Source organism: Nitrospira japonica, assembly GCF_900169565.1.
GTDB classification, from domain to species: Bacteria; Nitrospirota; Nitrospiria; order Nitrospirales; family Nitrospiraceae; genus Nitrospira_C; species Nitrospira_C japonica_A.
This window is the reverse complement of the sequence record NZ_LT828648.1, coordinates 2,364,123-2,387,500: the sequence shown is the minus strand read 5'-3', so window position 1 is coordinate 2,387,500 and position 23,378 is coordinate 2,364,123. Positions and strand designations below refer to the sequence as shown.

The following is a 23,378-nucleotide window of genomic DNA, read 5'->3' as shown; positions in this document are numbered from 1 at the left end:
AATTCCGCTTCGAATAAACTTCGTTGACTCGTGAGCACGTCGAGATAACTCGCGCGGCCGCCTTGATAGCGCTGATCGGCAAACTTGAGCGCGGATTGCAGCGCGGCCACTTGCTGCTCCTGCGCCTCACGCTGCTCACGCGTTTTCTGCACGGCGATCAGCGCATCTTCGACTTCCTTGAACGCGTTCACGACGGCCTTTTCATATTGCAGCGCCGCCTGCCGCGCTTTCATTTCGTTGACGCTCACCTGATAGCCCAACGCGCTCGCGTTGAGCAGCGGACCGGCGAGCGAGGCCGCGACGTTTTGGATGAACAACGGCCCGATCGACGTCCCGCTGAGATTCGCATTCGCGCCGCCGACGGCGCCGGTCAATGCGAGTTGCGGAAACCGCGCCGCCTGCGCGACGCCGATGTTGGCGGTCGCGGCGGCGAGCGTCTGTTCGGCTTGCTGCAGATCCGGCCGCCGCTGCAACAGTTCCGACGGCAGACCGGCCGGCACGGATGGCGGCATGGGCTGCTCCGTCAACGGCAAGCCGCGCGTGATGGCCGCCGGTTTGCGGCCCATGAGCGCGTTGAGTTGGTTCTCCTTCTGCACGACCTGCCTTTCGAGGTCGGCGAGTTTCGCCGCGGTGCCGGCCCGTTCCGCTTCGAACCGATCGAGATCCAATTTTGGAATGTATCCCTGCTTGTAGCGAAGCTGGGAGAGCCGGACGGATTCTTCCCAGGACTTGAGCGTGCGCTTGGTGATGTCGACCTGAAGGTCCAGCGACCGCAGCCCGAAATAGGCCTCACCCACGCTGCCGACGAGGCTCAGAATCACCGTGCGCTGGTTCTCCTCCTGGGAGAACATCTGCGCCTCCGACGCTTCGACCGCGCGCCGCAGCCGCCCCCACAGGTCGAGTTCCCATTTCAAATTACCGAATCCGATCGTATTCGAAAAGGTCGTACTGTCCTTCCCCGCCTGCCCCGGCAGCACGATCGCGCCGCCGCCGCCCGGAATCGTCGTCGCGTCCCCTCCCGTCGTGTGATACATGAACGCCGACGCCCCATAGGACAGCGACGGAGCCAAATCCCACTTGGTCATGACGAGCTGCGCGCGATATTGATCGACGGAGGCCACGGCGGTCCGGACGTCTTGATTTTCCGTGAGCGCGATTTGCATGACATTCTGCAACTCCTTGTCCTGGAGGAGCTCCCACCAGGACAAGTTGGCGATCGACTCGGTGGCGGCCGGCGCAATCCTCCACGACTCCCCGGATGGCACGTCGGGACGCATGTAGTCGGGCCCCATCTTGCATCCGGCCAGGACGGTCACCAGTAATAGAAGCAGGCTCCAGCGATACATCGTTTCCCTCCTTTTCCAACCGGCTAGGGGACCATGACCGGCGCGGCGATCTTCTCGCCGGCTTTTCGTTGCATCACCCATCGTTCGACGACGTAATACAGCACCGGAATGATCAGGATCGCGAGCAGCGTCGCGGCAAGCATTCCGCCCAAGACGGTAAAGCCCAGAATCACTCTGGCGTGGGCACCGGCCCCCGACGCCAATGCGAGCGGCAGGACCCCGAGGATGAACGCGAACGCAGTCATCAGAATCGGCCGCAGCCTGAGCCGCGCCCCGGCCAGTGCCGCCTCGATGACGGGACGCCCCTTTTCGACCTCCATCTTGGCGAACTCGACGATTAGGATCGCGTTCTTTGCGCTCAAGCCGATCAACATGACCAATCCGATCTGGGAATAGACGTCGTTCTCCAGGCCGATCGCCCAGAGAGCGCCGAAGGCGCCAAAGACGGAGATCGGCGTGGCCAGCAACACGCTGACGGGAAGCGCCCAGCTTTCATATTGCGCCGCCAGGATCAGAAAGACGAACAGCAGCGAGAACCCGAAGATCACCGCCGGCGGCACCCCTTCCGCCGCGACCTTTTCCTGGTACGACATACCCATGTAGTCGAAGCCCATTTCCTTTGGCATGGTTTCCTGGAACACCGCTTCGAGGGCGGTCATCACGTCTCTCGTGCTGTAACCGGGCGCCGGCATCGCGTTGATCTGCGCCGAGCGGTATTCGTTGTACCGCATGGTGAACTCCGGGCCGTTGATCGGCTTCATCGTCACCAACGTCGAGAGCGGCACCATTTGCCCCTGGTTGTTCTGCACGTAGAAGTCGCCGACTTGCTCGGCCTTGGTCCGGTATTCCGGTTCCGCTTCCACGTAAACTTGCCAAAGACGGCCAAACCGGTTGAAGTAGTTCACCAATGCGCCGCCCATGAAGGTCTGCAGCGTTTGATAGACGTCTTGGAGCGCCACGCCCTGTTTGAGCGCCTTGTCGCGATCCACTTCGGCAAACCATTGCGGCGTCCCGGCGATCAGCGTGGTGACGACGCGAGCCATTTCCGGCCTCTTGGAGGCCGCCTCCAGGAATCGTTCAGTTTGACCGGCAAGAAACTCGAACGTCGCGCCGGAGCGATCCTCCAGGATGAACGTCACGCCGCCGGAATTCCCCACCCCGGGAATCGCCGGTGGCGGAAAGGCAAATGCGACGGCTTCGGGCATCCGGCTGAGCCGTTTGTTCAAGCCGACGAGGATCGCCCTGTAGCGTTGCTCGGCGCTTTTCCGGTCTTCCCACGGTTTCAGGGCGACGAACACGACGGCATTATAGGTCGTAAAGGTCTGGCTCAATACGCCGTAGCCGGACACCGTCGTGTAGAATTCGATGCCGGGCGTCTCGGCCAGAATGGCATCGACCTTTTTCATCACCGCATCGGTCCGTTGGAGCGACGCGGCGGCGGGTAATTGCACGTTGAGTAGAAAGTAGCCGGTATCCTCAAGCGGAATGAACCCGCCAGGGAGTCGTGCGCCGAGGAACCCAGCCAGGACGGTGACGACCGCCAGCCCGAGCAGCGTCCGCCCCGCCTTCTGCATCAATCCCCCGCACAACCCCACGTACCGATCCGTCAGCCGTGCAAACGCCCCGTTGAACCAGCCAAAGAACCGCCCCAGCAGCCCCCCCATCGGCACCTTCGGCTTCAACAGCAACGCCGCCAGCGCCGGACTCAACGTCAACGCATTCACCGCCGACAACAGCACCGACACCGCAATCGTCACCGCAAACTGCTGATACAGCCGCCCCGTTATCCCCGGGATGAACGCCGTCGGCACGAACACCGCCGCCAAGATCAGCGCAATCGCCACCACCGGCCCCGCCACCTCGTCCATCGCCTTCAGCGTCGCCTCCCGCGGCCCCATCCCCTTTTCGATATGGTGTTCCACCGCCTCCACCACCACGATCGCATCGTCCACCACCAAGCCGATCGCAAGGACCAACCCGAACAGCGACAGCGTATTGATTGAGAACCCCAGCATCGGGAAGATCGCAAACGTGCCGATCAGGGACACCGGCACCGCCAAGAGCGGAATCAGCGTGGCCCGCCAGCTCTGCAGGAACAGAAACACCACCAAAATCACCAGCAGAATGGCCTCCCACAGGGTCGTGAAGATCTCGTGCAGCCCTTCCGTCACTGCCAGCGTCGTGTCCAGCGACACCACATAATCCAGATCGTCCGGAAACCGCTCCTTCATCTCGTCCATGAGCGACCGCAACTGTTTGACCGTGTCGATCGCGTTGGAGCCCGGGAGTTGGTACACGGCGATGACGGCGGCGGGCGCCCCGTCCAATCGACCCAGCACGTTGTACATCTGGGCGCCCAGTTCGGCGCGGGCCACGTCGCGCAGACGGACGAACGACCCGTCCTGATTGGCCCGGACTACGATGTTGCCGAACTCTTCTTCGGTGACGAGACGGCCCTGAGCGCGAACGGTGTAGGTGAACTCCTGTCCGGACGGCACCGGCTCGGCGCCGACCTGACCGGCCGGGTTGACCGTATTCTGATGGTTGATGGCGTTGATGAGATCCGTCACGGTCAATTCGAGCTTGGCCAGCTGATCGGGCTTCAACCAGAGCCGCATCGCATACTGGCCTGCGCCGAACAATTGGACCTGGCCGACGCCCGGAACGCGCGTCAGCGGATCGTTGATGTTGATGAAGGCATAGTTGGCGAGAAACGTCGCGTCGTACGTGCCCCTCGGGGAATAGAGCGAGAGCATCATCAAGGGGCTGCTGAGCGCCTTCGGATTGGTGATGCCGTACTGCTGAACGGCATCGGGCAGTTGCGGCACGGCGATCGTCTGCCGCATCTGCGTCAGGACTTGGTCGGTGTTCGGATCCGTATCGAGATCGAAGGCCACCCGGAGGGTCATCTGCCCGCTGCCGGCGCTCGTGGAGTACATGTAGAGCATGTGATCCACGCCGTTGATCTGTTGTTCCAGCGGCGTGGCGACCGCCTGCTCGACCGACAGCGCGTCGGCCCCTAGATAGGTCGTCTGGACTTGAATTTCCGGGGGAACCAGGTTGGGAAACTGCGCGACGGGAAGGCGAAAGACGGAAACGATCCCCACGAGCACCGTGATGATCGCGATCACCATGGCCACGATGGGCCGATGGATGAAGAACCTGACCATTTAGGTACCGGCGGCCGGCGGCGCGGGCTGCCGGTCCGGATCGGTGGACGCCGGTTCAGGCGGGACGGGTTTGGGCGAGACCACGAGGCCGCTGCGGACTTTCTGAAGTCCCTCGACGACCACCCGCTCTCCCTGGTTCAGGCCGGACGTAATCACCCACTGGCTCCCGATCCTCGCTCCCGGCTTGACGCTCCGGACGGCGATCTTGTTGTCCGCGTCGACGACCGCCACTTGATAGATGCCCTGGAGTTCCTGAACGGCGCGCTGCGGGACCAGCAACGCATCCCGGACCGTTTCCACGACCGCACGGACCTTCGCATACTGACCGGGACGAAGCACGTTGCCGGGATTCGGGAAATAGCTCACGATCGTGATGGTTCCGGTCTTGACGTCGACTTGCCGATCGGGAAGCGCCGCCTTGCCCTTGTGGGCGTAGACGGTCCCGTCCGCCAAGATCAGTTCCAACGGCGCGGAAGACCGCTGATCTCCGGTCGGATTGGCGACTGCTTTCTGAATGCGTTCCGCGAAGCGGAGATACATTTTTTCGCTGATGGGGAAGAGCACCTTGATCGGATCCACCTGGGATACCGTGGTCAGGACGGTGTTCTCCATGATCAGATCGCCGATTTGAGCGCTCGCGACGCCGGCTACACCGTCCACCGGCGAGGCGATGCTCGTCCAATCCAGGTTCAACTTGCCCTTTTCGAGATTGGCTCTGGCGGAAAACACATTGGCCTTGTTGGCCTCGTTGGCTTGAATGGAATCGTCCAGTTCCTTCTGACTGACCGCTCCCTGCTTGGCAAGCGGCGTGTCCCGGGCCACGTCCATCTGCGTCTTCTTGTAGGCAGCTTCCGCCCTGGCCAGCTCGCCCCTCAACTGATCGAAGGATGCCTGGTAGGGCCGGGCGTCGATCTTGAACAGCAAATCCCCGGCTTTGACGTAGGAGCCTTCGACGTAGTTGCGCGTCAACAGATAGCCTTGGACCTTGGCCCTGATCTGGGCGTCGATCGTGCCGGCCGTCGTCCCGACTCCCTCGGCGTAAATGGGAACGTCACGGCGGACCACCTCGGTCACCAGCACGTCGGGAGCGAGCGCCGAGACCGCGTCTTTGCGCTCGCAGCCGGAAGCCCCCAGCGCGGCAAGACCGACGATCGTCAGAAAAACGGCACCGGAGGGAGAGAATCCTGGGATGCGTGAACGAGCCAAGGCGGCAGGTCCTTCTTTGTTTTTGGGAAGGGCTTTACTTATACAATTGCCCTACCACAGCGTCAAGGTCCGGGCTTGCTATCGCGGGCGTCCCTGCCGTAGGCTCTCCTCCCGCTGTCTGCTCTGCACTGGAACCCGGAGGCCTCGATGCATAGATTCTCTTCGATCCTGTTCATCCTGGTTGTGACGCTGTTGGCCGCCTGCTCACCGACGAAGCAAGCGCGCTCCGTCGACACGTCCGGATTTCTCGGGCCGATCTATCCATTGATGCACAAGGGCGAAGACGGAGAAGCGCTGTTGCTCTACAAGAATCCCAAGGTCGCGACGATACCGCGCGGCACGTACAAGAAAATGCTGCTGGATCATGTACAGGTCTGGGGCCCGCCGACGACGGATCCGGATCGCCAAGCCCGCGCGCAGAAGATTGCCGATCTCCTCTACACCCTGGCCTACGACAGCATGTCTCAGGACTATGAAATGGCGTCGGAGCCGGGACCGGGCGTCCTGCACGCCCAGGTCGCAATCACGAGGGCCGATCCGGCCTACGTCGTCCTCCGGGCGGTCTCGACGATTCCCGCCCCGATGAACGCCTTTGCGGTGGCGTCGATGCTGAAGAATATCGGAACCGGCAAGCCGCTGTTCGTCGGCGACGCGAGCCTCGAACTGAAGCTATCGGATTCTCAGACGGGTGAAGTGCTGGCTGCGTCGGCCGATCGGCGCGTCGGCAACAAACGGCTCGACGCGGACTCCTTCGACTCCTGGGACGACGTTCACAAAGCCCTCGCGTATTGGGTGGAGAAGGCCAGATACCGTCTCTGCCAGGAACGGCATGCGCAGAATTGCGTGCCGCCCAAAGGCTGAGCCGACATACTCCCAGCGTGACGGAGCGGGGCATTACGGCTTGGAGGGACTCGGTTCCATCGCGTGACGGCATTCGGCCGTCAGTTCCGAGTCGTGTTCGTGCAAGCACTTGAGAATGCGTCCGCCTCCCGGCATGACGCCTTTACAGTGCCGTTTGGCGTCCTCGCCACAGGCGGCCTTCAGCCGGTTGAGATTCTCGTGACCACCGGCCGCCTGTGTCGGCGTTTGCTCGGGGGCGCCGGCCGGTTTTGCCTCATGCGAAGGCTGGTTGTCCGCGTCGGCTCCATGAGGCGCCACAACGAGCATCGCCCATAAGACGCACCCTGCAAGCACGCGGCACGCGATCGTTTCCGATCTCAATCGTTCCAACATCGACTCCTTTCCATCTGCATCCGTGACCGACTGACCATCGCCATTTCCCTCGAAGGACTCCGTCGTCCAGTCACGATACATGCCATCTCCTGCTTCCGCTTGTTGATTTGATCCGGCGAGACTATCCGGTTTTCTTGAGACTCACCATATAACTGGTGAGATCGCGAAGTTCCTGCTCGGACAGCGGGAACTTCGGCATGATCGATCCGGGCGACACGGATTGGGGATCGCGGAAATGCTTCATGTGCCATTCTCTGTCGGGACGTTCGTCGCCGACGTACGAAAGATCCGGGCCGATCGCTCCCCCCGTACCGTGAATCCGGTGACAGCCGGTACAGCCGAGGCTGGCGAACAGCGCCTGACCATGCGCGACGCCCGGATCCGCCCGCTTGACTCCGTACAGACTCTTCAACGACACGCCGAGGAGCGAAAAGACCACGAGCAAAAATATCGCGCCAAGCGCCATGCCGACCGGCCGCGAGGCGGGAGCCCGCACGGTCTTTTGCCAATCCAGAAACGGCCAGAGCAGCAAGGCCGCGATGAAGAGTCCCGGCAATATCCACGTGGCCACGGGCTCCAGCGGTCCATGCACGTACTTCAGCAATTCGTAATAAAACAGGAAATACCATTCGGGCACCGGGACGAAGCTCGTGTCGGCCGGATTGGCCTTGTCGGCCAAGGGAAAGGGAACCAGGCAGGCCAGCAGAACCAACAACGCGAACACGCCCACCATCACGACCGCGTCCATGTAGACTTGTCGGGGATGGAACGTCTCGCTGCCCGCCGCCGCTTTCTTCTCATCCCACGGACCGGCTGGGCCGACCCGCCGCAGGATGAACAGATGCAGCATAATACCGGTCACGATGACGGCCGGAAGAAATAATACGTGAACGGCAAAGAATCGGGAAAGCGTCAGCGCCCCGAGTGTCTCTCCGCCGCGCATCACCTTTACGAGGAAGTCGCCGACCAATGGAACCGTGCCGACCATGTTGATGCCCACTTGCGTCGCCCAATAGGCCGTCTGATCCCAAGGAAGAAGATACCCGGTGAAGGCGAACCCCAGCACGAGCAGCAAGAGCACCACGCCGACCATCCACATCAGTTCTCGCGGAGGCTTGAACGCTCCATAGAGAAACACCTGGAGCATGTGGAGTCCGACGGCGATCACCATGCCGGACGCGCCCCAATGGTGCAGGCCGCGGACGAACCAGCCGAACGTCACCTGATTTTCGATGAACTGCACGCTGTCGTAGGCATGGTCCGGGGTCGGGGCATAGTAGATTGCCAGAAACATCCCGGTGACCGCTTGGAGGACGAAGAGAAAGAGCGTGGCCGAACCGAACACGTAAATCCAGCTGGCGCCTCCCGGAATCGGTTCGTCCAGGAGCGAATGCTCGACCGCCTTCAAGTTCAGGCGGCTATCGAGCCAGGCATAGATGCGGGAGGCCATCGGTTCCCTCGAACTATCACGGATGCGGGGATTACTTTCTCAACGTCATCACGTAGGCCAGCACGTCTCCCAAGTCGGCCGGAGGGAGCAGGCCCTTCCAGGGGCCCATCGCGGTGCCCAACCGGCCTTTTTCCACCGTTTCCAGCAATTGGCCCTCGCTCTTTTTCTTGCTGGCTTCGGACGTAAAGTCGGCGGCAGGCGGCTTGACCAAGGTGCCGGTCGGTCCGTCGCCCTTTCCCTGCGGGCCGTGACAGACCAGGCAGTGCTTCTCGTAAATCGCTTTGCCCCTGGCCGCATCTCCTGCCGCACCGGCGTCTCGCGCGCGCGCCAAGAGGAGAGCGGAGAACACACAGACGAATAATGCCATGGCAATCCATCTACGGTTCATATTCCCTTCCATATTATTTTAGTGAGCAGTCTTCGCACGCACAGCCGCCACTTCCGCCGCCGATACGGAAGCTCCCGCATTTCCCCATGAGCTCCGAACGTAACTGAGGATCTCGGCGATTTCTTCATCCTTCAGATGTCCCATAGGAGGCATGGTGCCGTTGTAGGTTTCTCCGTTCACGTGAAGAGGTCCGCTGAACCCGTTGAGGACGAGTTCGATCACCTGCGCCGTCTCGCCTGCCACATAATCGGATTTCGCGAGCGGAGGAAACGTTCCCGGGATCCCCTGCCCTTCCGCCTGATGGCAGCCCATGCAATAGGTCTTATAGAGGGGCTCGCCGGAAGCGTGGCTGTCCTTCGTCGGCGGCGGGGATGCGGCTTTGGCAACGGCGCCCGTCGGATGATAGTCCGATTCCGCCTGTTTGCCCGAATACACGAGCTTGTTTTCCTGTCCTTCGACCTTCAACTCGCCGAGAGCGCCTTTATTGAATGCGCGCAGAATGGAGTGGTCCACGAGCTTATAGGAGCCGGGCACCTCCACTTTGAACTCCACGATGGCGGCGCCTCCCGCCGGCACCAGGGTGGTCTGGATGTGTTCCGAATATTTCGTTCCCGCCTCGGCATAGACGCGATCAAAGATTTCACCGATGACGTGAAAGCTGGAGACCAGGTTCGGCCCGCCGTTCCCGACGAAGAGCCGCACGCGTTCGCCGACCTTGGCCTTCAGTGCTTTCTCGCCCAGCAAGGACCCCTCCGCGCCGTTAAAGACGACGTAAGTCGGATGCTCTTCGACGGCCTTCCCCATGTCGAACGGCTGGTGCCCCTTTTCGTGATATTTCCCGGCCGTGTAGACGTCGCTTTGCATCACATAATATTCCCGGTCCACCGGCGACAGACCGCCGGGAGGTTCGACCAGGATCAGGCCGTACATACCGTTCGCCACATGTTCGCCGACGGGAGCCGTCGCGCAATGATAGACGTACAGCCCGGGATTGGAGGCCGTAAACGAAAACTGCGTCCGGCGGCCCGGTGCGGTGTTGCTGCTGGCGGCCCCGCCCCCCGGGCCGGTTACGGCATGGAGATCGATGTTGTGGGGAAACCGGCTGTCCGGATGATTCATGAGATGAAACTCGACCACGTCACCCTGGCGCACGCGGATGAATTTTCCCGGAACTGTGCCTCCGAACGTCCAAAACGTGTAGTCGACTCCCTCCGAGAGGGGAAGGGTGACTTCGCTGACTTCGAGCTCGACGATCACCTTGGCCGGCCGGCTGCGCTTGACGGGAGGCGGCACCGACGGTGCAGCGGACAGGACCGCACGAATCGTCGCGTCGGCCTGCTGATTTGATTTTCCGGCGGAGGCTCCGCTCTGCCCCTTCGCCGGTTTTGTCGGCGGCGTCGACGGTGCGGCCGCCCAGCTCGTGGATCCGAGCGCGACGGACAAGATGACCGGCAGTACAAGTTTCTTCACTTCGAATTGCGAGCCATATCGTGGCATAGCCGCCTTTCCGGAGATCTCGGTCCCCCCACACAGACAGGCGGAACCGGGTCAGGGTTAGAGCTCGACTTGTCCCGTTGCCCCCGACTTGAACTCCTTGTACATGACGAGCAGCCGTCCGTTCTCGGTCTTGGAAGGCAGCGCGTCCAGCGGGCGCGGCGCCGGTCCTCCGACGACGCGGCCGGACAGGTCGAATACGCTCCCGTGGCAGGGGCACTTGAACTTTTGTTCGCCTTCATTCCAGTGATACCCGCATCCGAGATGAGTACACATGGGGGAAAACACCGTCACCTGCCCGTCCGCCTGTTTGACGGCCCAGACCGCTTTTTGGGTCTTCGTCTCCAGGTAGCCGTCCTGGACGGTCGCCACGTAGTCCACTTGTTTGGGTTTACCGACGGACAGTTCGTCGAGGGCGGCCACATCCACCCATGACTGGGCGCGCCGCTTCAACGCAGGAGAAATCACATAGCCGACGAGAGGGATGGCAAGACTCAGACCGATGAGACCGGCTGCCGCGCTGGTGACCCACTGAAAAAATCGCCGACGCGTACCGGCGGGAGTGGACAATCCCGAAGCATCGGATGGATGTAGATCAGAAGCAGACATCGCGAGATGGGGACTGCCGTACTCTAGTAAGTCCTCCGGAACGAGTCAAGCGGGTGACCGGCTGGAGTGGATGAGTCTGTCATCAGGAATACTGAGAGTGACACGCCGAAAGCGGGAATCCAGTCGCAGCTTCGCCCGCTCGCTCATTGCGTCGACCATCGTCCTGTACGATAATGCTTATAGCGAGGTTCAGTATTTTTCGGAGGCACATGCCGTTTTCACGTCGAACCATACTCAAGGCCGCGGGATGGGGCGCCCTTGCCGGCATGACCGGCGGCTGCGACGACATCGGCGGCATTTTCGGCCGCATGTTCGCAGTCCCGCCGCGCGAGACCACCTATTTCACTCCCAACGGCAAATTTTACGTCGTCAATTACGCAGATTCCGCGGTCTCGATGTCGCGTGAGATCAACATCGAACAGTGGAAGCTGCACGTCAAGGGCCAGGTCAAGACGCCGCTCTCGCTCGGCTGGCGCGACATCCTGAATCGGGATTCCTACAATCAGATCTCCACCCTGATGTGCATCGACACGCTGCCCGGCGGAGATAGCATGGGGAACGCGACGTGGCGAGGGATCTCGCTCAAAAAACTGCTGCAGGAGGCCGGCGCCGACGACGAAACCGCGCGCGACGTCATCTTTCGAGGCATCGACGGTTACGACGACAGTATTCCCTTCAAGCGGGCCATGCAGGACGACGCCATGCTCGCCTTTCTGATGAACGGGGAGAAACTCCCGAAGGAGCACGGCTTCCCGATCCGGCTGATTGTTCCCGGCCTGTACGGGATCAAGAACGTCAAGTGGATCGTCGAGATCGAAGTCTATCCGGGAGACCATCTCGGGTACTGGCAGCGGAAAGGCTGGACCGACGACGCAACGATCAAGGTCTTCTCGCGCATCGATTCGCCCGGTCACTACCAAACGTTGCGGGGACCGGAACAGAAGTTTCGCGGCATCGCCTTCGGAGGACCGAACTCCATCGGCAAAGTCGAGATCAGTTTCGACGCCGGACGGAGCTGGAACGACTGTCAGATCGAACCGCCGATGTCTCCTTATTCCTGGGTGATCTGGAACTACAGTTGGAAGCCGCCCAAACAAGGCAAATTCCAGACGGTCGTCCGCGCAACGGACACGAAGGGACGGCTGCAGATCGCGGAAATCGTACGTCCCCAGCCGGACGGAGCCAGCGGCCTTCACACCATCGTCGCGGAAGTGGGCACCATCGAGAACAAATCGGGTTGACGCCCGGGCTCACGCGGAGGCTTCGCCGATGATCAGAAAACTCGCATCCGGCGGCTATCGTCTCTACTCCCGCAAGAAGGATCCGAAGACCGGGAAGCGCCGGAACCTCGGCACGTTCACCACGCGCGCGGCGGCCGAGAAGCACGAGCGGGACGTGCAGTATTTCAAACGGCACTAGCGGCGTCGATCCACGCGCCTCAGACCGCGGGTGCGTTGCAGCAAACCGGTTGCTTCCTCCCTGCTGAACGAACCATACGACTCGCCCGGTCGTCCGACCGTCGCGACATCCTCGCAAACGCTGCGGTTCCCCTTGGAATTTCTCCATACCGGGAGTACACTCCCGCTCAAATGACGGCTCGGAGGATGCATTCATGACGCGTCGCGCGATGGAAGTGATCGGTGTGGTCTTGGGACTTGCGCTGGCGGCCTGCGCACCGAAAGTGACGATCGACTTCGACAAAGACGTCGAGTTTGGACACTATCGGACTTACGCGTGGGAAAAAGGCACGCCTGTTCCCAACGACCTGGTGAACCGCCGCATCATCAAAGCGGTCGACGATCAACTGGCTACCAAAGGGTATCAAAAAGCAGAGAACAACCCCGATATGTTCGTGATGTACCACGCCGCGCTGGACAAAGAGGTCTACTACGTACGGACCCGGGTGGGGTCCCGGCTACGGGTGGTATGGACAAGGCGGCGGGTGGGGAATGGCTTCGGGGAGTTCAGTGACGACTCCCACGACGGTCGTCATTGGAACGATTCACGTCGACATTTACGACGCCAAGAACAAACAAATGATCTGGCGTGGAACGGGAAGCGACACGGTCAGTCAGAATCCCGAAGAAAACACCGAAAAGATCCGGGAGGTCGCGTCGGCGATGTTCGAAAAGTTTCCGCCGAAGTAGGACGACCCGGCCTCCATAGAGGCTATGCCGGAGGCTTGAACCCGTCTCTCACGCAGTATGTCGGCATGGTTTCGCCTCCGTGCCCCTCCGACTTGTGCGTCCAATCTCTCAGTATCCCCTGTTTGTCGAAGGTCAGGACATATTCGTCGCACCAGGCCCCGGGCGTGCCCCACTGATTGTTGACGCCGGTATCGACGAACAGGACCTGATACACCCAGATCGGCTCGCCGTCGGTCGTGACCGAGGTATATTTCGGCTCGCCGAGACGAGCGTGCACTTGTTCCTGGGTGGCATGATCCTTCGCCGCCTTGAGATACCGCGTTTCCTTGGAGACGAGAACGGTGCAGGAACTTCCCACCACCAGAAGCCCGAAAAGAGCGGCGACCATCGCAGTCTTCATCGACATCACCTCGCGTCGGAGCGCCGGCCATGAGCCGGCGCTCGTACGATTGATCGATTGATTACTGCTGCCCCCCAAATGACATCCGGAGACCGAAGAGCAGCGCCACGCTCCCGAGGTCCAGGCCGTCCGTCGTGTTCCTCGTGTACTTGACCTCGGTGTTCAACGCCAGATCCTTCATGATGTAGTAGTCGATACCGCCTGCGGCCCGCCAGGCAAACGTGTTGGACACGTCCTTGTTGTTGATGTTCACACCAATACCGGTTCCGACGTAGGGATACACTTGACCGAAGTGTCCGGGACGGTACTCCATGTACGCGGGCAGCAGCGTCACCGTCGAAAATTGTCCGCTGACTCCGAACGTCCCTTGACCATTATCCGAGATCTTGTGCTGTTCCCAATCCAGCGTCATGCCGACTCGGATATACTTGTTGAGGCCGTATAGTCCCTGAAAGTTGAGATTCGGGCCGACGGTGCTCAGAAACGGCGTCGTGCTGAAGCTGGGGCCGACGCGGAAGCCGGCGACGATTTCACCGGGCCGAGCCCCTCCGTCATGACCTGATTCCTCAGCCGCCAGGGACAGCGCCGGACCGGACAGGCCCACACAACCAGCCAACACACTCCACATGATCGCGGTTCGACCGAACGATCGCACTTTCATAGTCCCTCCTAAGTAGTAAAACCCGACGAGCCGGGCGGTAGTGTAGTCCAGATTTCGGCAAACCTTCAAGCGACTGCCTCAAACGCCCGACTGCCGTAAACACCCTTATTGCAAGCTGATTCTGGCCTGCGCTACACTATCGTCCCAGTTTCAATAGGGCAACCTGACGATCCGTGGTGACGCTGACATGCGCTGTGGTTTCGCTCGGTTGACCAGTTCGCTGCTCCTGTTGCCTCTGCTGCTCCACTGTCCCGTTCCCGCGGATGCTCAAGATCCGCCGTCCAAACGCGGCGCCGGCCCTGCGCTGAAAGCCCCGACGAGCCAGGTTTCGATCCAGGGCGACTATTGGGCGCTCATCATCGGCATCAACAATTATCAGGGTCCGCCCAAACTGAAGACCGCCGTGGCGGATGCGACCGGGCTCCGCGACGTCCTGGTCGATCGCTACGGGTTCAAAGCGGATCACGTCAAACTGCTGCTGAACGAGCAGGCCACGAGAACCCACATCGAAGGTGCGTTCATCCGCCTCGCGCGCGAAGCCGCGCCGACCGACAGTGTCCTCGTCTATTACGCGGGACACGGACAATACAGCGACGACAACCAACTGGCCTGGTGGGTGCCGGTGGACGGCTCGATGGACGAGCCGGGCACCTGGGTGCTCGACGCGGCCATCAGAAACTACATCGCCGCCATGCGGGCCCAGCACGTGTACATCATCGCGGACTCCTGCTTCAGCGGAAACCTCTTCGCCCAGAACCGCTCCGTGGCTCCCACGGTCACCGATCGATATTATGCGAAACTCCATGCCAAACGCTCGCGCTGGGGGCTGACGTCCGGCAGCACGGAACCGGTGGCGGATCAGGGCAAGGACGGCCACAGCGTGTTTGCCTATCACCTCATCAAGTTTCTCAAGGAAAACGAGGAGCCCTACCTGGTCCCGAGCCGCATCGCCGATCACGTCATCCCGCTGGTCGCGCGGAATGCGGAGCAGATGCCCCGCAGCCAGCCCCTGCAGGGAGCCAACGACGAGGGCGGCCAATTCGTGTTTCAGTTGGCCTCCGCCGCGCGCGGGTTCGAAGATCAGGCCCGCAAGGCGGAAGAGCTCACCAAGCAGCAACGGGACAAAGCTCAGGAGGATTTCAAGAAGGAATTGGACCGCCTGGCGGAGGAACGCCGTCAGGTCGAGTTGGACGCCAAGATCAAGCTCGAAAAGGAGCGGGCGCATCTCCAAGAACTGGAGCGCCAGCTGGACCTGCAGCGCCGCGAGGAAGCGGAGGTCAAACGCCGCCTGGAAGAAGAGCATCGCCAACGGGTGGAGGCCGAGCGCCGGGCGACCGACGCGCTGCATTCCGGCGAAACGGCGGAACAGGCCGCCAGACAGAAAGCGGCGGACGACCTGCGTCAAGCCGAGGCCACCGCCAAGCGCAAGCTCGCCGAAGAGAAGCAGCAGCGTGAGGCCTTGGAACGGACGCTGGCCGAACAACGCCAGCGCGAGGCGGACACCAGGCGCGCGCTGGAGCAGGAACAAACCCGGCGCCGCGAAGCCGAGCGCATCGCGAAGGAGACGCCCGCCAAAGGGGCGCCGCCGGAGCCGGACGTCAAACAAAAGCAGGCCGATCGCGCTCCGTTCGTCGGCGGATTCTGACCGGCGGCGGCTGCCGCGGGAGACCGGAACTCAACCCAACCAGCTAAAGGAGGACTGCATGAGATGTGTGGGGGTCAGACTGTGGGTCGTACTGTGCGTGGTCGTGGGGCTCAGCCTGCCGACGTCAGCGACGCTGTGGGCGGCGGACCCGCCCAAGCCGGCTGAAGCGACGACACCGCCGCCGGAACCGGAGAAGCGCGGCATACTCGGAGACCGCTTCTCGCTGGATGCCGGGCTCAAGATCTGGGTGGCGAAGTGGCAACCGGCCGGATTCGTCAACGGCATCAACTCCACCCGCACGTCCGATACCACACCAATGCTCGGCCCCAGCGTCACGGGCACGTTCCGCTTGCGCAACGAAGAAACCTTCAATGCTCTGTCGGTGAACTTCACCTGGCTGCAGGCCGGCGGATTCAACTTCACGCCGTTCGGCTACAACAACGGGGGCAGCGGCCCCCCGATCGACAATACGACGGCGCTCCGCCGTGATTACTCGATCGTCGCCGCCCTGTCAATTTGGCGCGGGTTCGGCTTCTTCGCCGGCTACTACAACATGCAACAACGGTTCAACAGCACGTATCCCGGTGCGATCACCGGGCCGGCGCACGAAACCGTCTACATTAGCGGTCCACTGATCGGCTTCTTCGGCTCCGGCACCGTCGCCGGCCCCTTGAAGGCCTACGGAAACCTGGCCATCGGCTTCTACGACGAAAAGTCGAACAACAATCCCAGCAACACCGTCCAGACCACCGCGAAGGGCGTGCAGGGTTATTCCAGCGAATTTGGGTTGTCGTTGGACGGGCCCAGCCTGAAGACCGGAGCCGGATCGATCGGCTCGGCGCTCCAGGTCGGATTTCGGGCGCAGGTCATCAACGTGAATGCGAACGGGCTGGCCAATAACGACGTAACGTGGGGACCCACCTTCCAGGTCATCGCGCGCTTCTGATCCGGGCTTCCGCGGGGCGGGGGTCGATCCCCGCCCCTACTCTTCGATCCGATACGCCACCCACTCGCGGACCGACCGATTCGCATCGATCCGCACGAGCAGGCCGACCTGCGAACCGCGGTACGGATTCTCATATCGATAGTACAAGCCCTTGCGTGCCGTGAGCACAACGGCAGGCAGACCATACGCGGCTTCCAGTTGCGGAACCGGCATTCCGGCCGTCACCCCGCGGCCGGTCTTCCCCAACGCATCACGCTCTGCGCTCAGAAAAACGACGGCTACGCGCTTTCCGGCCGATCCTCGCATCACCACGGTCGTCCGTACCCCGCCTCGTGTCCGCGTCACGATCCGCACGTCCGGTCGTTCCTCGTCCGCCTCCCAGCGGCCGATCGTCTTGCTGTCTTGTTCCGCCAATACCTCCGTCGCATTGACGTCGGCTATATTCGTCCCTCCCACCGTCTCGGGTTGGATAGGCCTTGGCGCGTCGGCGGACGAACCGGTTCCGCGCTCGACGTCACGACCGGCCAAGACTGCCAGGTTGTCTTCGGCCGATGCGTGACCGAGAGCCCGCGCCTCCGTGAAAGCCTTGCGGGCCTCTTCGAGGCGATCCCTATGCACCGCCGCAATGCCGGCGATCACGAGCGCCTGGGCGGCAGTCCCATCCTCGCGCGCCTTCGTCGCGAGCAGGGCCTCGGCTCGTTGGGCGGCCAGATCCGGTTCGCCCAGCAAATCCAGCACGCAAGCCAGATTGACGGCCGCCGTGGCATAGCTCGGTTCAGCGGCCAAGGCCCGCTCGAACAGGCTCTTCGCCCGCTCCAACAGCGCCGTGCGCCGTTCGAGCCGCTCGGGTTCGTCTAACTCCTCGGCACCGCGCTGCCCCTCCTCGGCGAGCCGGGTGTCCGGATCGAATTCCAAGGGATAGCGGAAGCGGCGCTCGGATTCCGGGAACCAGCGAAGCGATTCGTTGGCCAGCGCCGCTCCCGCGTTGTTCAACATCTCGGGCCCGGGAAAGTCGGCGGCGATGCGCTCGAAGATGCGCGCGGCCGTGACATAGTCCTTGATGGCGGTCAACTGCACCCCGACGTCGAACAGCGGCATCAATTCTTGCAGCTTGAGCTGCGCCTCCCTGGCCGCCTCCTTGCGGCGCATCAGATGCTCGTAGGCCGGCAGCGCCTCGTCGAACCGGTACTCCTTGTACACGGCGTCGAATACCTGCGGCGCCACGGACAAGGGACGATACCCGGCCAGCAGACTGTAGAATCCGCCGAAGTAATCCGCCTCCGCTTCGACGCGCCGGCGTTCGGCCGGCGCAGCGGCCGCCGCCTGTGCCCCTCCAACCCCGGCTGCGCCATGCGAAACGGCGGCGCCGGTCTGTCGTTCGGCGAAGGCGCGGCCGAACTCCATCGCCCAGGAATGGTTCCGATAGAAGTGGGCCAGCTCGTGCCCGAGAATCAGGGCCAAGGCATGGGGTGCGTTCGAGGCGGGCAGGCGTTGCGCCAGGTCATAGAAGCGTTCCTCCATGATCACCCGGTGCTGCGACGGCGCGAACATCGCGACGTCGAACGCCGACGATTTGCCCCGGACCATTTTGAATTCCGGAGGAGTTCTCGCGTCCCCGATCGCCTGCACGACCCGGCGGTAGACCTGCTCGGCCTGCTGCACTTTCGGATTGCTGCGGGGGAGAAATTCGTCGGACGCCTGCACGGGCGAGCCGAAAGAGACGATCCCGGCGAGCAGGATCGGACTCAGGAAGCGGCGGACCGCGCGAAGCAATGGATCGACCATACTCAGCACGCAGGCGACGGTGTGGGGCGTGCTAGCGAGCGGGCTCGACCTGAACGGACGTGACGGGAATGTAGCCCATCTCCACGACCTCGCCTCGCTCAGATCGCACCACAAAGGGAATCACGTATTTTTTCTCGGGATCGTAGGGCGCATTGGTCTGAAACACCGCCTTGTCCCCCTGGACGTTCCAGGTGCCCTCCGACAACACCGTCGTCCCGGGAGGCGGTTGAAGCTGTTCGATCGACGTGACCTGCGCCGACAGGGTATTGAAGTCTCTGGTGGCCGCCTCCAGCTGGCTGTTCGCCTCGGCGGCGGCGGTCCCGGACTGGCCTGTCCCTCCAAATCCGAACGCCTGATCGCCGCCGGCGGCCTTTTCACGCAGACTCGCGACCTGCACCGCGGCGCTTTCCTTCTTGGCCAGCAAGTCGGTTTTGGCCTGTTGGGGAGTCGTCACGGTATTACCCTGTGCAAACTGCATCCCGACCTGGCAGTTCCAGGTTTCGGCGCCGAATTGTCTGGCGCCTCCCGGCATGGATCCGGAGACCCCGCATCCGACCTGAGCCGGACACCCTTTGGCCCCCAGACTCGCGAGCAGCAGGAGCGCGACCCATGCAGGGTGAATCCGTGAAAGCTTGCGCATAGCTCAGTCCTTTCTTCTGCCATCCTGTCGTCGGGATGGGCCAAGGTATAGAAGTGCTCTCGAAGCGTCAAGTAGGCGGCGCGGACGAATGCCGCTCCGTATCTTCATCATCCGTACAGCTCCGGCGTCATGTTCCGGGCGGCCGCGCCGGCGTGCTCCGCAGGAACATCCTGTCGATCGACCAATCCTGCTCACCCCGCAACGGCCGGCCGTCCGTCATGACCGGCCCGGACTCGACGAGTTCCGCCAGATACGGAATGGCGTGAGCCGACGTAATCACCAAATAGGTGTCCACCCCGTACGGAGGTTGGATCGTGACGACGCCTGATTCGCCCAAAGGAATCTCGGCCAATGCCTCCGGCGAACGCTTCAGATCGTCGCGCGAAGGGAGCAGATGCTCGTATTCCCGGCTGGCGGCATTGGGGAACAACTGCGTGCACCGCCCCTCGCGATCGATCACGAATACATACACGTAGCGGGGCTGCAGCCCCCAGGCCTTTTGGGCCAGTTCGATGTGGCCGGGGTCCGCCCGCAGCACCATGCGGTACAGTCCCTCGACGAGCTCACCGCGATCGACTACCGTCCGATCGGATTGGCGGCTGAACGCCAGCCGATAGGGAAACCGTTCCTCGCCCGAGGCGCCGCCGACCGTCAGCCAGTAATACAGCTTGCCGAGCCGCCCCAGACAATCCGGCAGCCCGCCCGCCTCGCAAGACCTGCCCCGGCTGGAATCAGGCTCGCTCCACTGACTCCACGAGGTTCGTTCCGGAAGCGGGAAGACGCGGCCCGGCTTATCGGGACCGGAAGCACGGGCCAGAACCCACGCATATTCAATGTGCGAATCGATCACCCGTCCGGTCAAGGCATAGACAGACTCGTCTGGCTTGGCGGCGACCGTCGCGCCGAGCGGGCCCAGTCGCCGTCCGTCGAATTGCCGTGCGACCTCCTTGGTCGGCGGAACGTTCAGAAACAGTCCTGCGGCGCGCGAGGCGGTTCCCAGACGACTCAAGATGTCGGCCGCGCGCGGTGCCGTGCCCAACAAGACAGGGCGATCGGCCTGCGACCAGAGCAGCCATTGCTCGCCGTTCCAGGACAGGACGTGGCTCGCCGTCGCCGCCGTCGGATCGTCGACCAGCGTCACGCCGCGCCCCGGCGCCTGTGCCGCGAGGTCTCGCGCCAGCGCAAGCGCGCCGCGGACATCCGTGACCGCCGGGCCTATCCACACCGGCAACGTGGACACCGGAGGCATCCCTCTCCGCACCACTTCGAACTCGTCCCCCGCCTTCAGCTCGCGCCAGTTGCCATTGACGACCTTGGCGCGGCTTCGGATGAGACCGCGAACGTCGGTGATGCGTAAGCGCACTTCCTGCGCCTTGCGGGCCGCAGATGCCGAGACGAGCTCCGTGTCCCTGGTCAGTCCGACGGCCGCTCCGCCCTGCAGTTCGACGTCATCCGCGGCATAGGCTTGCACGAGGTTGACGCGCATTCTCGCGTCAAGATGACCCGCCGGGTCTCCCAGCAAGGGCGCATGCCGCCGCGACGCCGGTCCCGCCAGAACGGGATCCTGGAGATGACCTTCGGCCGCCAAACGGGCCGTGACGCGATCAAAGAGCCGATCGGCGGATGCCTGCGCGGGCAGTTCGTTGAGGGACTGCATGAGGGCTAGGGAAAACGCGCCGTGCCATTGCCTCGCCGTCTCCGCTACCTGCACCGTCTCCTTGGCTTGCTGATCTTCCTGGGAGGCCGAGATGATCAAGGCTCCCTCGCGCCGTTCCGGCTCCTGGCCGGGAGGATGGGCGGGCACGTCCGGCTCCAGCAAGGACGCCACGTCGCGTTCGTCCTCGTCCAGAAACCTCGTCGCCGCCGAGACGGGAACCGCCCCGCGTGAGATAGACCCGCTATGACAACTGTCGAACAGGGCCGTCAGCCAGGCCCCCCGATCGAGCACCTGCGTAAAGAGACGGTCCCATTCTTTGTCTCGAATGTCGACGACCTTCCGTTCGCCGTCCGCGGTATTGGCGTCGGCCGGCACGATGGTTTCGTCTTTGCCATCCAATTCTGTCGAACGGGAATTACGGATTCGGGAGCCGTGCCCCGCGTAGTAGAACAGGCTGTGATCGCCGGATCGCGCCGGCGCGATGAGATGGCGTTGGAAGGCGGTGAGAATGGCCTGTCTGGTGGCCGCCTGATTTTCGAGGACCACGACGTCGTCCGGCCGAAATCCGAACCGGTGGATCAACACCTCGCGCAACGCCCGGACGTCGTTGACCGCGCCGCGGAGATCCTTCCACTTGCGGCGGCTCGTCCCCGCCTCGGGCTGCGATTTCGCGGAAACGTCGTCAGGCTGGTACCGGTCGATCCCCACCAGCAGCGCGCGGCGCGCCCCATGATCAGGGCCGGTCTGTCCGGTCGAGCCCAGGGCCGCGGGCGTGCAGACGAGACAGCCGAGCAGCACCCAGGCGGCGTACACCCCTCTGGCGGAGCGATGTTTCATATGAGATCGGCCGACACTCTATCAGAAACAGAACCGGTTCGTGGCCCCTTCCCGGGCCTCCAAACCTCCCTCCTGAGCCCAGTACCGAATTCGCGCCCGACTCTGCTAGACTGTGGGGCTTCAAGACAGGCACACAACCGGCGAACGACCGGCTCGCGCAGGGATCGCCATGGGGGCATGGATACAGAGGGTGACGGCGCCGCTCCATCATCCAGCGCTCATGCCCCTCCGCCGCCGCTGGCGCCGGTTCCCCCCCTTTCTGCAGCATCTCGTCAAAAGTCTCGGCATCGGCGTCATGGCCGCGCTCCTGCTGCACGCGGCGCGACCGTACGTCCCCGGGCTCGCGGGAGCCGAGACGGCCGCGACCGACTGGGCCATCAAGTTCTGGCAGGACCGCCTCGACACCGCCCGCGCGGCCGAGGAACGGTTCGTCTTTCTGGATATCGACGAAGCGACGCATCGCTCATGGGGCGAGCCGCTGTTCGTGCCTCGCGACAAACTGCTGAGTCTGATTCAATTCGCCGTGGACGCGCCGGCGAAGCTTCTCGTCGTCGACATCGAACTCACCAAACATGTGCCATTGTCGGTGCGGCAGGCCGGATCCGACGCAGCGCCGGGGACATCCGCATCGTCCGACGGGCCGGACGAAATCTTGGCGGCCTATTTGCGCCGATATTCCGAGCGTGCCGGCGCAGCCGGAACGGCAACGCCGACCCCGGCCTCGCCACCCATGCACATCCTGATCGCCCGTACGATCGGACTCCCGCTGCGAACCGAGACGGCCGCACCGGCGGAGACTCTTGAAACTTCGTCCGGTCCTCTGCGGGAAGAGCGCCCGTCCGAACTCCTGGAGAACATCGTCGAACGCTCCACGGTCCTGCATTGGGCCTCTCCCTTGAGCGACCGGGACGACGACGGCCTCGTCCGGAATTGGCGGCTGTTCGAACCGACCTGCCTCAACCGCTCGCCGCACGCTGTGCCGTCCGTCGCGCTGCTCTCCTGGGGGATTCTGCGCAGACCGCAATTGAGCCAGGAGGCCTTTTCACCCCGCGAGTTCCAGACCGAACTGCAGAGCCGGTTCTCTCCCCTTCCGCAAGCCTGCGGAGAAGCCGCCCCGGAACATTCCGCCGCGCCGGCCAATTCTTGGACGCTCCATGACGACGTGCTGGCCAAGCCTGTGACGCTCAGCACGAAGCCGTCCGACCTCGAACAGCGGATTTTTTACAAGTTCCATCCCTCGACCAGCCTCGCGGGACAACTCTCCAGAATCTCGGCGCGGTTGATCACGGAGCACGAGGCGGGACGACCATTGAGCCGCGAGTGGGTCGCAGGCAAGATCGTGGTCATCGGCACCAGTTTCGAATTCGGAAAGGACATGCACGCCACGCCGATCGGGGACATGCCCGGCGCCGTCGTCGTCATCAATCAGATCAATGCCCTGATGGAATTCGGTCAGTTTCAGGAGGTGAGCCGGAGCATTCGATGGACCGGACTGCTTCTGCTGATCGCGGTATTCAGCCTCTCATTCTCGTTGTTCACCAAAACGTGGGGCGCGCGCGTCTCGACGCTGGTCGTGAACGCGGTGCTCCTGCCGCTCAGCCTGTGGCTCTTTCAGTACGGCTGGTGGCTGGATTTGGTCTTCCCATTGTTCGTGCTGCAGGCCTATCAGAAATTCGTCGATATCGAGATCGCGCCTCAACCGTTGATCCGGCGACACCGGCATGCCGATGAACACACGTAACCCGCTCTCGCCACGCGCAACCG

At 62.7% G+C, this 23,378-nt stretch carries 19 protein-coding genes and 1 pseudogene (1 of these 20 only partly in view); 7 read left to right on the top strand and 13 right to left on the bottom strand.

Features of this window, described 5'->3' with window-relative positions; all coding sequences use genetic code 11:
* The 3 genes in view from NSJP_RS11515 to NSJP_RS11505 are tightly spaced (at most 23 nt apart) and all read right to left on the bottom strand, a layout consistent with a single transcriptional unit that may run on beyond the window.
* Window positions 1-1,346 carry the 5' portion of an efflux transporter outer membrane subunit gene (locus NSJP_RS11515; RefSeq protein WP_080887039.1) on the bottom strand. 148 nt of this gene lie to the left of the window's left edge, so only the first 1,346 of its 1,494 coding nucleotides appear in the window; it begins with the start codon at window positions 1,344-1,346; its stop codon lies off the left edge, out of view.
* A 23-nt stretch (window positions 1,347-1,369) separates the two neighbouring features.
* The gene (locus NSJP_RS11510) at window positions 1,370-4,516 is read right to left on the bottom strand and encodes an efflux RND transporter permease subunit (protein ID WP_080887038.1); all 3,147 of its coding nucleotides are present in this window, start codon (window positions 4,514-4,516) and stop codon (window positions 1,370-1,372) included.
* Window positions 4,517-5,722, bottom strand: coding sequence for an efflux RND transporter periplasmic adaptor subunit (locus NSJP_RS11505; RefSeq protein WP_197685405.1), 1,206 nt, complete (start codon window positions 5,720-5,722; stop codon window positions 4,517-4,519).
* Between the two features lie 147 nt (window positions 5,723-5,869).
* Between NSJP_RS11505 and NSJP_RS11500 the strand changes: the two genes are divergently transcribed.
* Window positions 5,870-6,583: a DUF3313 domain-containing protein gene (locus NSJP_RS11500; protein WP_080887037.1), complete on the top strand. Its 714-nt coding sequence runs from the start codon at window positions 5,870-5,872 to the stop codon at window positions 6,581-6,583.
* Window positions 6,584-6,616: 33 nt separating this feature from the next.
* On the opposite strand, the gene NSJP_RS11495 is transcribed toward NSJP_RS11500, so the two are convergent.
* Genes NSJP_RS11495 through NSJP_RS11475 form a run of 5 tightly spaced genes read right to left on the bottom strand, consistent with a single transcriptional unit; the run spans window position 6,617 to window position 10,896 of the window.
* Window positions 6,617-7,036, bottom strand: coding sequence for a cysteine rich repeat-containing protein (locus NSJP_RS11495; RefSeq protein WP_080887036.1), 420 nt, complete (start codon window positions 7,034-7,036; stop codon window positions 6,617-6,619).
* Window positions 7,037-7,076: 40 nt separating this feature from the next.
* Window positions 7,077-8,405: a cytochrome b N-terminal domain-containing protein gene (locus NSJP_RS11490; protein ID WP_080887035.1), complete on the bottom strand. Its 1,329-nt coding sequence runs from the start codon at window positions 8,403-8,405 to the stop codon at window positions 7,077-7,079.
* A 31-nt stretch (window positions 8,406-8,436) separates the two neighbouring features.
* On the bottom strand, window positions 8,437-8,793 hold the full coding sequence (locus NSJP_RS11485; protein ID WP_172834293.1) for a c-type cytochrome: 357 nt from the start codon (window positions 8,791-8,793) through the stop codon (window positions 8,437-8,439).
* A gap of 18 nt (window positions 8,794-8,811) precedes the next feature.
* Window positions 8,812-10,290: a copper-containing nitrite reductase gene (gene nirK, locus NSJP_RS11480; protein ID WP_080887033.1), complete on the bottom strand. Its 1,479-nt coding sequence runs from the start codon at window positions 10,288-10,290 to the stop codon at window positions 8,812-8,814.
* Window positions 10,291-10,347: 57 nt separating this feature from the next.
* The gene (locus NSJP_RS11475) at window positions 10,348-10,896 is read right to left on the bottom strand and encodes a QcrA and Rieske domain-containing protein (protein WP_080887032.1); all 549 of its coding nucleotides are present in this window, start codon (window positions 10,894-10,896) and stop codon (window positions 10,348-10,350) included.
* 209 nt (window positions 10,897-11,105) lie between these two features.
* On the opposite strand from NSJP_RS11475, the gene NSJP_RS11470 reads away from it, so the two are divergent.
* The 3 genes and pseudogenes from NSJP_RS11470 to NSJP_RS20140 all read left to right on the top strand — a co-directional run bounded on the left by NSJP_RS11470 (window position 11,106) and on the right by NSJP_RS20140 (window position 13,043).
* Window positions 11,106-12,137, top strand: coding sequence for a molybdopterin-dependent oxidoreductase (locus NSJP_RS11470; RefSeq protein WP_080887031.1), 1,032 nt, complete (start codon window positions 11,106-11,108; stop codon window positions 12,135-12,137).
* 28 nt (window positions 12,138-12,165) lie between these two features.
* Window positions 12,166-12,315, top strand: coding sequence for a hypothetical protein (locus tag NSJP_RS19295; RefSeq protein WP_155970121.1), 150 nt, complete (start codon window positions 12,166-12,168; stop codon window positions 12,313-12,315).
* Between the two features lie 193 nt (window positions 12,316-12,508).
* A pseudogene (locus tag NSJP_RS20140) lies at window positions 12,509-13,043 on the top strand (DUF4136 domain-containing protein).
* Between the two features lie 22 nt (window positions 13,044-13,065).
* Here the strand turns inward: NSJP_RS20140 and NSJP_RS11455 are convergent.
* Together NSJP_RS11455 and NSJP_RS11450 are read right to left on the bottom strand one after the other, a co-directional pair.
* Window positions 13,066-13,443, bottom strand: coding sequence for a hypothetical protein (locus tag NSJP_RS11455; RefSeq protein WP_155970119.1), 378 nt, complete (start codon window positions 13,441-13,443; stop codon window positions 13,066-13,068).
* A gap of 61 nt (window positions 13,444-13,504) precedes the next feature.
* Window positions 13,505-14,104, bottom strand: coding sequence for an outer membrane beta-barrel protein (locus NSJP_RS11450; protein ID WP_080887028.1), 600 nt, complete (start codon window positions 14,102-14,104; stop codon window positions 13,505-13,507).
* Between the two features lie 187 nt (window positions 14,105-14,291).
* Here NSJP_RS11450 and NSJP_RS11445 point away from each other — a divergent pair, with 187 nt between their 5' ends.
* Window positions 14,292-15,749, top strand: coding sequence for a caspase family protein (locus NSJP_RS11445; RefSeq protein ID WP_080887027.1), 1,458 nt, complete (start codon window positions 14,292-14,294; stop codon window positions 15,747-15,749).
* A 58-nt stretch (window positions 15,750-15,807) separates the two neighbouring features.
* Window positions 15,808-16,695, top strand: coding sequence for a hypothetical protein (locus tag NSJP_RS11440; protein ID WP_080887026.1), 888 nt, complete (start codon window positions 15,808-15,810; stop codon window positions 16,693-16,695).
* 36 nt (window positions 16,696-16,731) lie between these two features.
* Here NSJP_RS11440 and NSJP_RS11435 read toward each other — a convergent pair whose 3' ends face one another.
* The 3 genes from NSJP_RS11435 to NSJP_RS11425 form a co-directional block, all read right to left on the bottom strand.
* Window positions 16,732-18,480 carry a M48 family metalloprotease gene (locus tag NSJP_RS11435; RefSeq protein ID WP_080887025.1) on the bottom strand — a complete coding sequence of 583 codons (1,749 nt, stop codon included), beginning with the start codon at window positions 18,478-18,480 and terminating at the stop codon, window positions 16,732-16,734.
* A 31-nt stretch (window positions 18,481-18,511) separates the two neighbouring features.
* Window positions 18,512-19,120: a hypothetical protein gene (locus NSJP_RS11430; RefSeq protein ID WP_080887024.1), complete on the bottom strand. Its 609-nt coding sequence runs from the start codon at window positions 19,118-19,120 to the stop codon at window positions 18,512-18,514.
* Between the two features lie 127 nt (window positions 19,121-19,247).
* Window positions 19,248-21,614, bottom strand: coding sequence for a caspase family protein (locus tag NSJP_RS11425; RefSeq protein ID WP_080887023.1), 2,367 nt, complete (start codon window positions 21,612-21,614; stop codon window positions 19,248-19,250).
* A 169-nt stretch (window positions 21,615-21,783) separates the two neighbouring features.
* On the opposite strand from NSJP_RS11425, the gene NSJP_RS11420 reads away from it, so the two are divergent.
* Complete coding sequence (locus NSJP_RS11420) at window positions 21,784-23,355, top strand: CHASE2 domain-containing protein (RefSeq protein WP_080887022.1); 1,572 nt, start codon at window positions 21,784-21,786, stop codon at window positions 23,353-23,355.
* Window positions 23,356-23,378: the final 23 nt, after the last annotated feature.

Coding starts and splice junctions, on each gene's coding strand:
- NSJP_RS11475 (WP_080887032.1), bottom strand. CDS start 10,896: ATGTCTGCTTCTGATCTACATCCATCCGATGCTTCGGGATTGTCCACT.
- NSJP_RS11425 (WP_080887023.1), bottom strand. CDS start 21,614: ATGAAACATCGCTCCGCCAGAGGGGTGTACGCCGCCTGGGTGCTGCTC.
- NSJP_RS11485 (WP_172834293.1), bottom strand. CDS start 8,793: ATGAACCGTAGATGGATTGCCATGGCATTATTCGTCTGTGTGTTCTCC.
- NSJP_RS11490 (WP_080887035.1), bottom strand. CDS start 8,405: ATGGCCTCCCGCATCTATGCCTGGCTCGATAGCCGCCTGAACTTGAAG.
- NSJP_RS11455 (WP_155970119.1), bottom strand. CDS start 13,443: ATGAAGACTGCGATGGTCGCCGCTCTTTTCGGGCTTCTGGTGGTGGGA.
- NSJP_RS11495 (WP_080887036.1), bottom strand. CDS start 7,036: ATGTATCGTGACTGGACGACGGAGTCCTTCGAGGGAAATGGCGATGGT.
- NSJP_RS11420 (WP_080887022.1), top strand. CDS start 21,784: ATGGGGGCATGGATACAGAGGGTGACGGCGCCGCTCCATCATCCAGCG.
- NSJP_RS11510 (WP_080887038.1), bottom strand. CDS start 4,516: ATGGTCAGGTTCTTCATCCATCGGCCCATCGTGGCCATGGTGATCGCG.
- NSJP_RS11440 (WP_080887026.1), top strand. CDS start 15,808: ATGAGATGTGTGGGGGTCAGACTGTGGGTCGTACTGTGCGTGGTCGTG.
- NSJP_RS11470 (WP_080887031.1), top strand. CDS start 11,106: ATGCCGTTTTCACGTCGAACCATACTCAAGGCCGCGGGATGGGGCGCC.
- NSJP_RS11430 (WP_080887024.1), bottom strand. CDS start 19,120: ATGCGCAAGCTTTCACGGATTCACCCTGCATGGGTCGCGCTCCTGCTG.
- NSJP_RS11450 (WP_080887028.1), bottom strand. CDS start 14,104: ATGAAAGTGCGATCGTTCGGTCGAACCGCGATCATGTGGAGTGTGTTG.
- NSJP_RS11435 (WP_080887025.1), bottom strand. CDS start 18,480: ATGGTCGATCCATTGCTTCGCGCGGTCCGCCGCTTCCTGAGTCCGATC.
- nirK (WP_080887033.1), bottom strand. CDS start 10,290: ATGCCACGATATGGCTCGCAATTCGAAGTGAAGAAACTTGTACTGCCG.
- NSJP_RS19295 (WP_155970121.1), top strand. CDS start 12,166: ATGATCAGAAAACTCGCATCCGGCGGCTATCGTCTCTACTCCCGCAAG.
- NSJP_RS11500 (WP_080887037.1), top strand. CDS start 5,870: ATGCATAGATTCTCTTCGATCCTGTTCATCCTGGTTGTGACGCTGTTG.
- NSJP_RS11445 (WP_080887027.1), top strand. CDS start 14,292: ATGCGCTGTGGTTTCGCTCGGTTGACCAGTTCGCTGCTCCTGTTGCCT.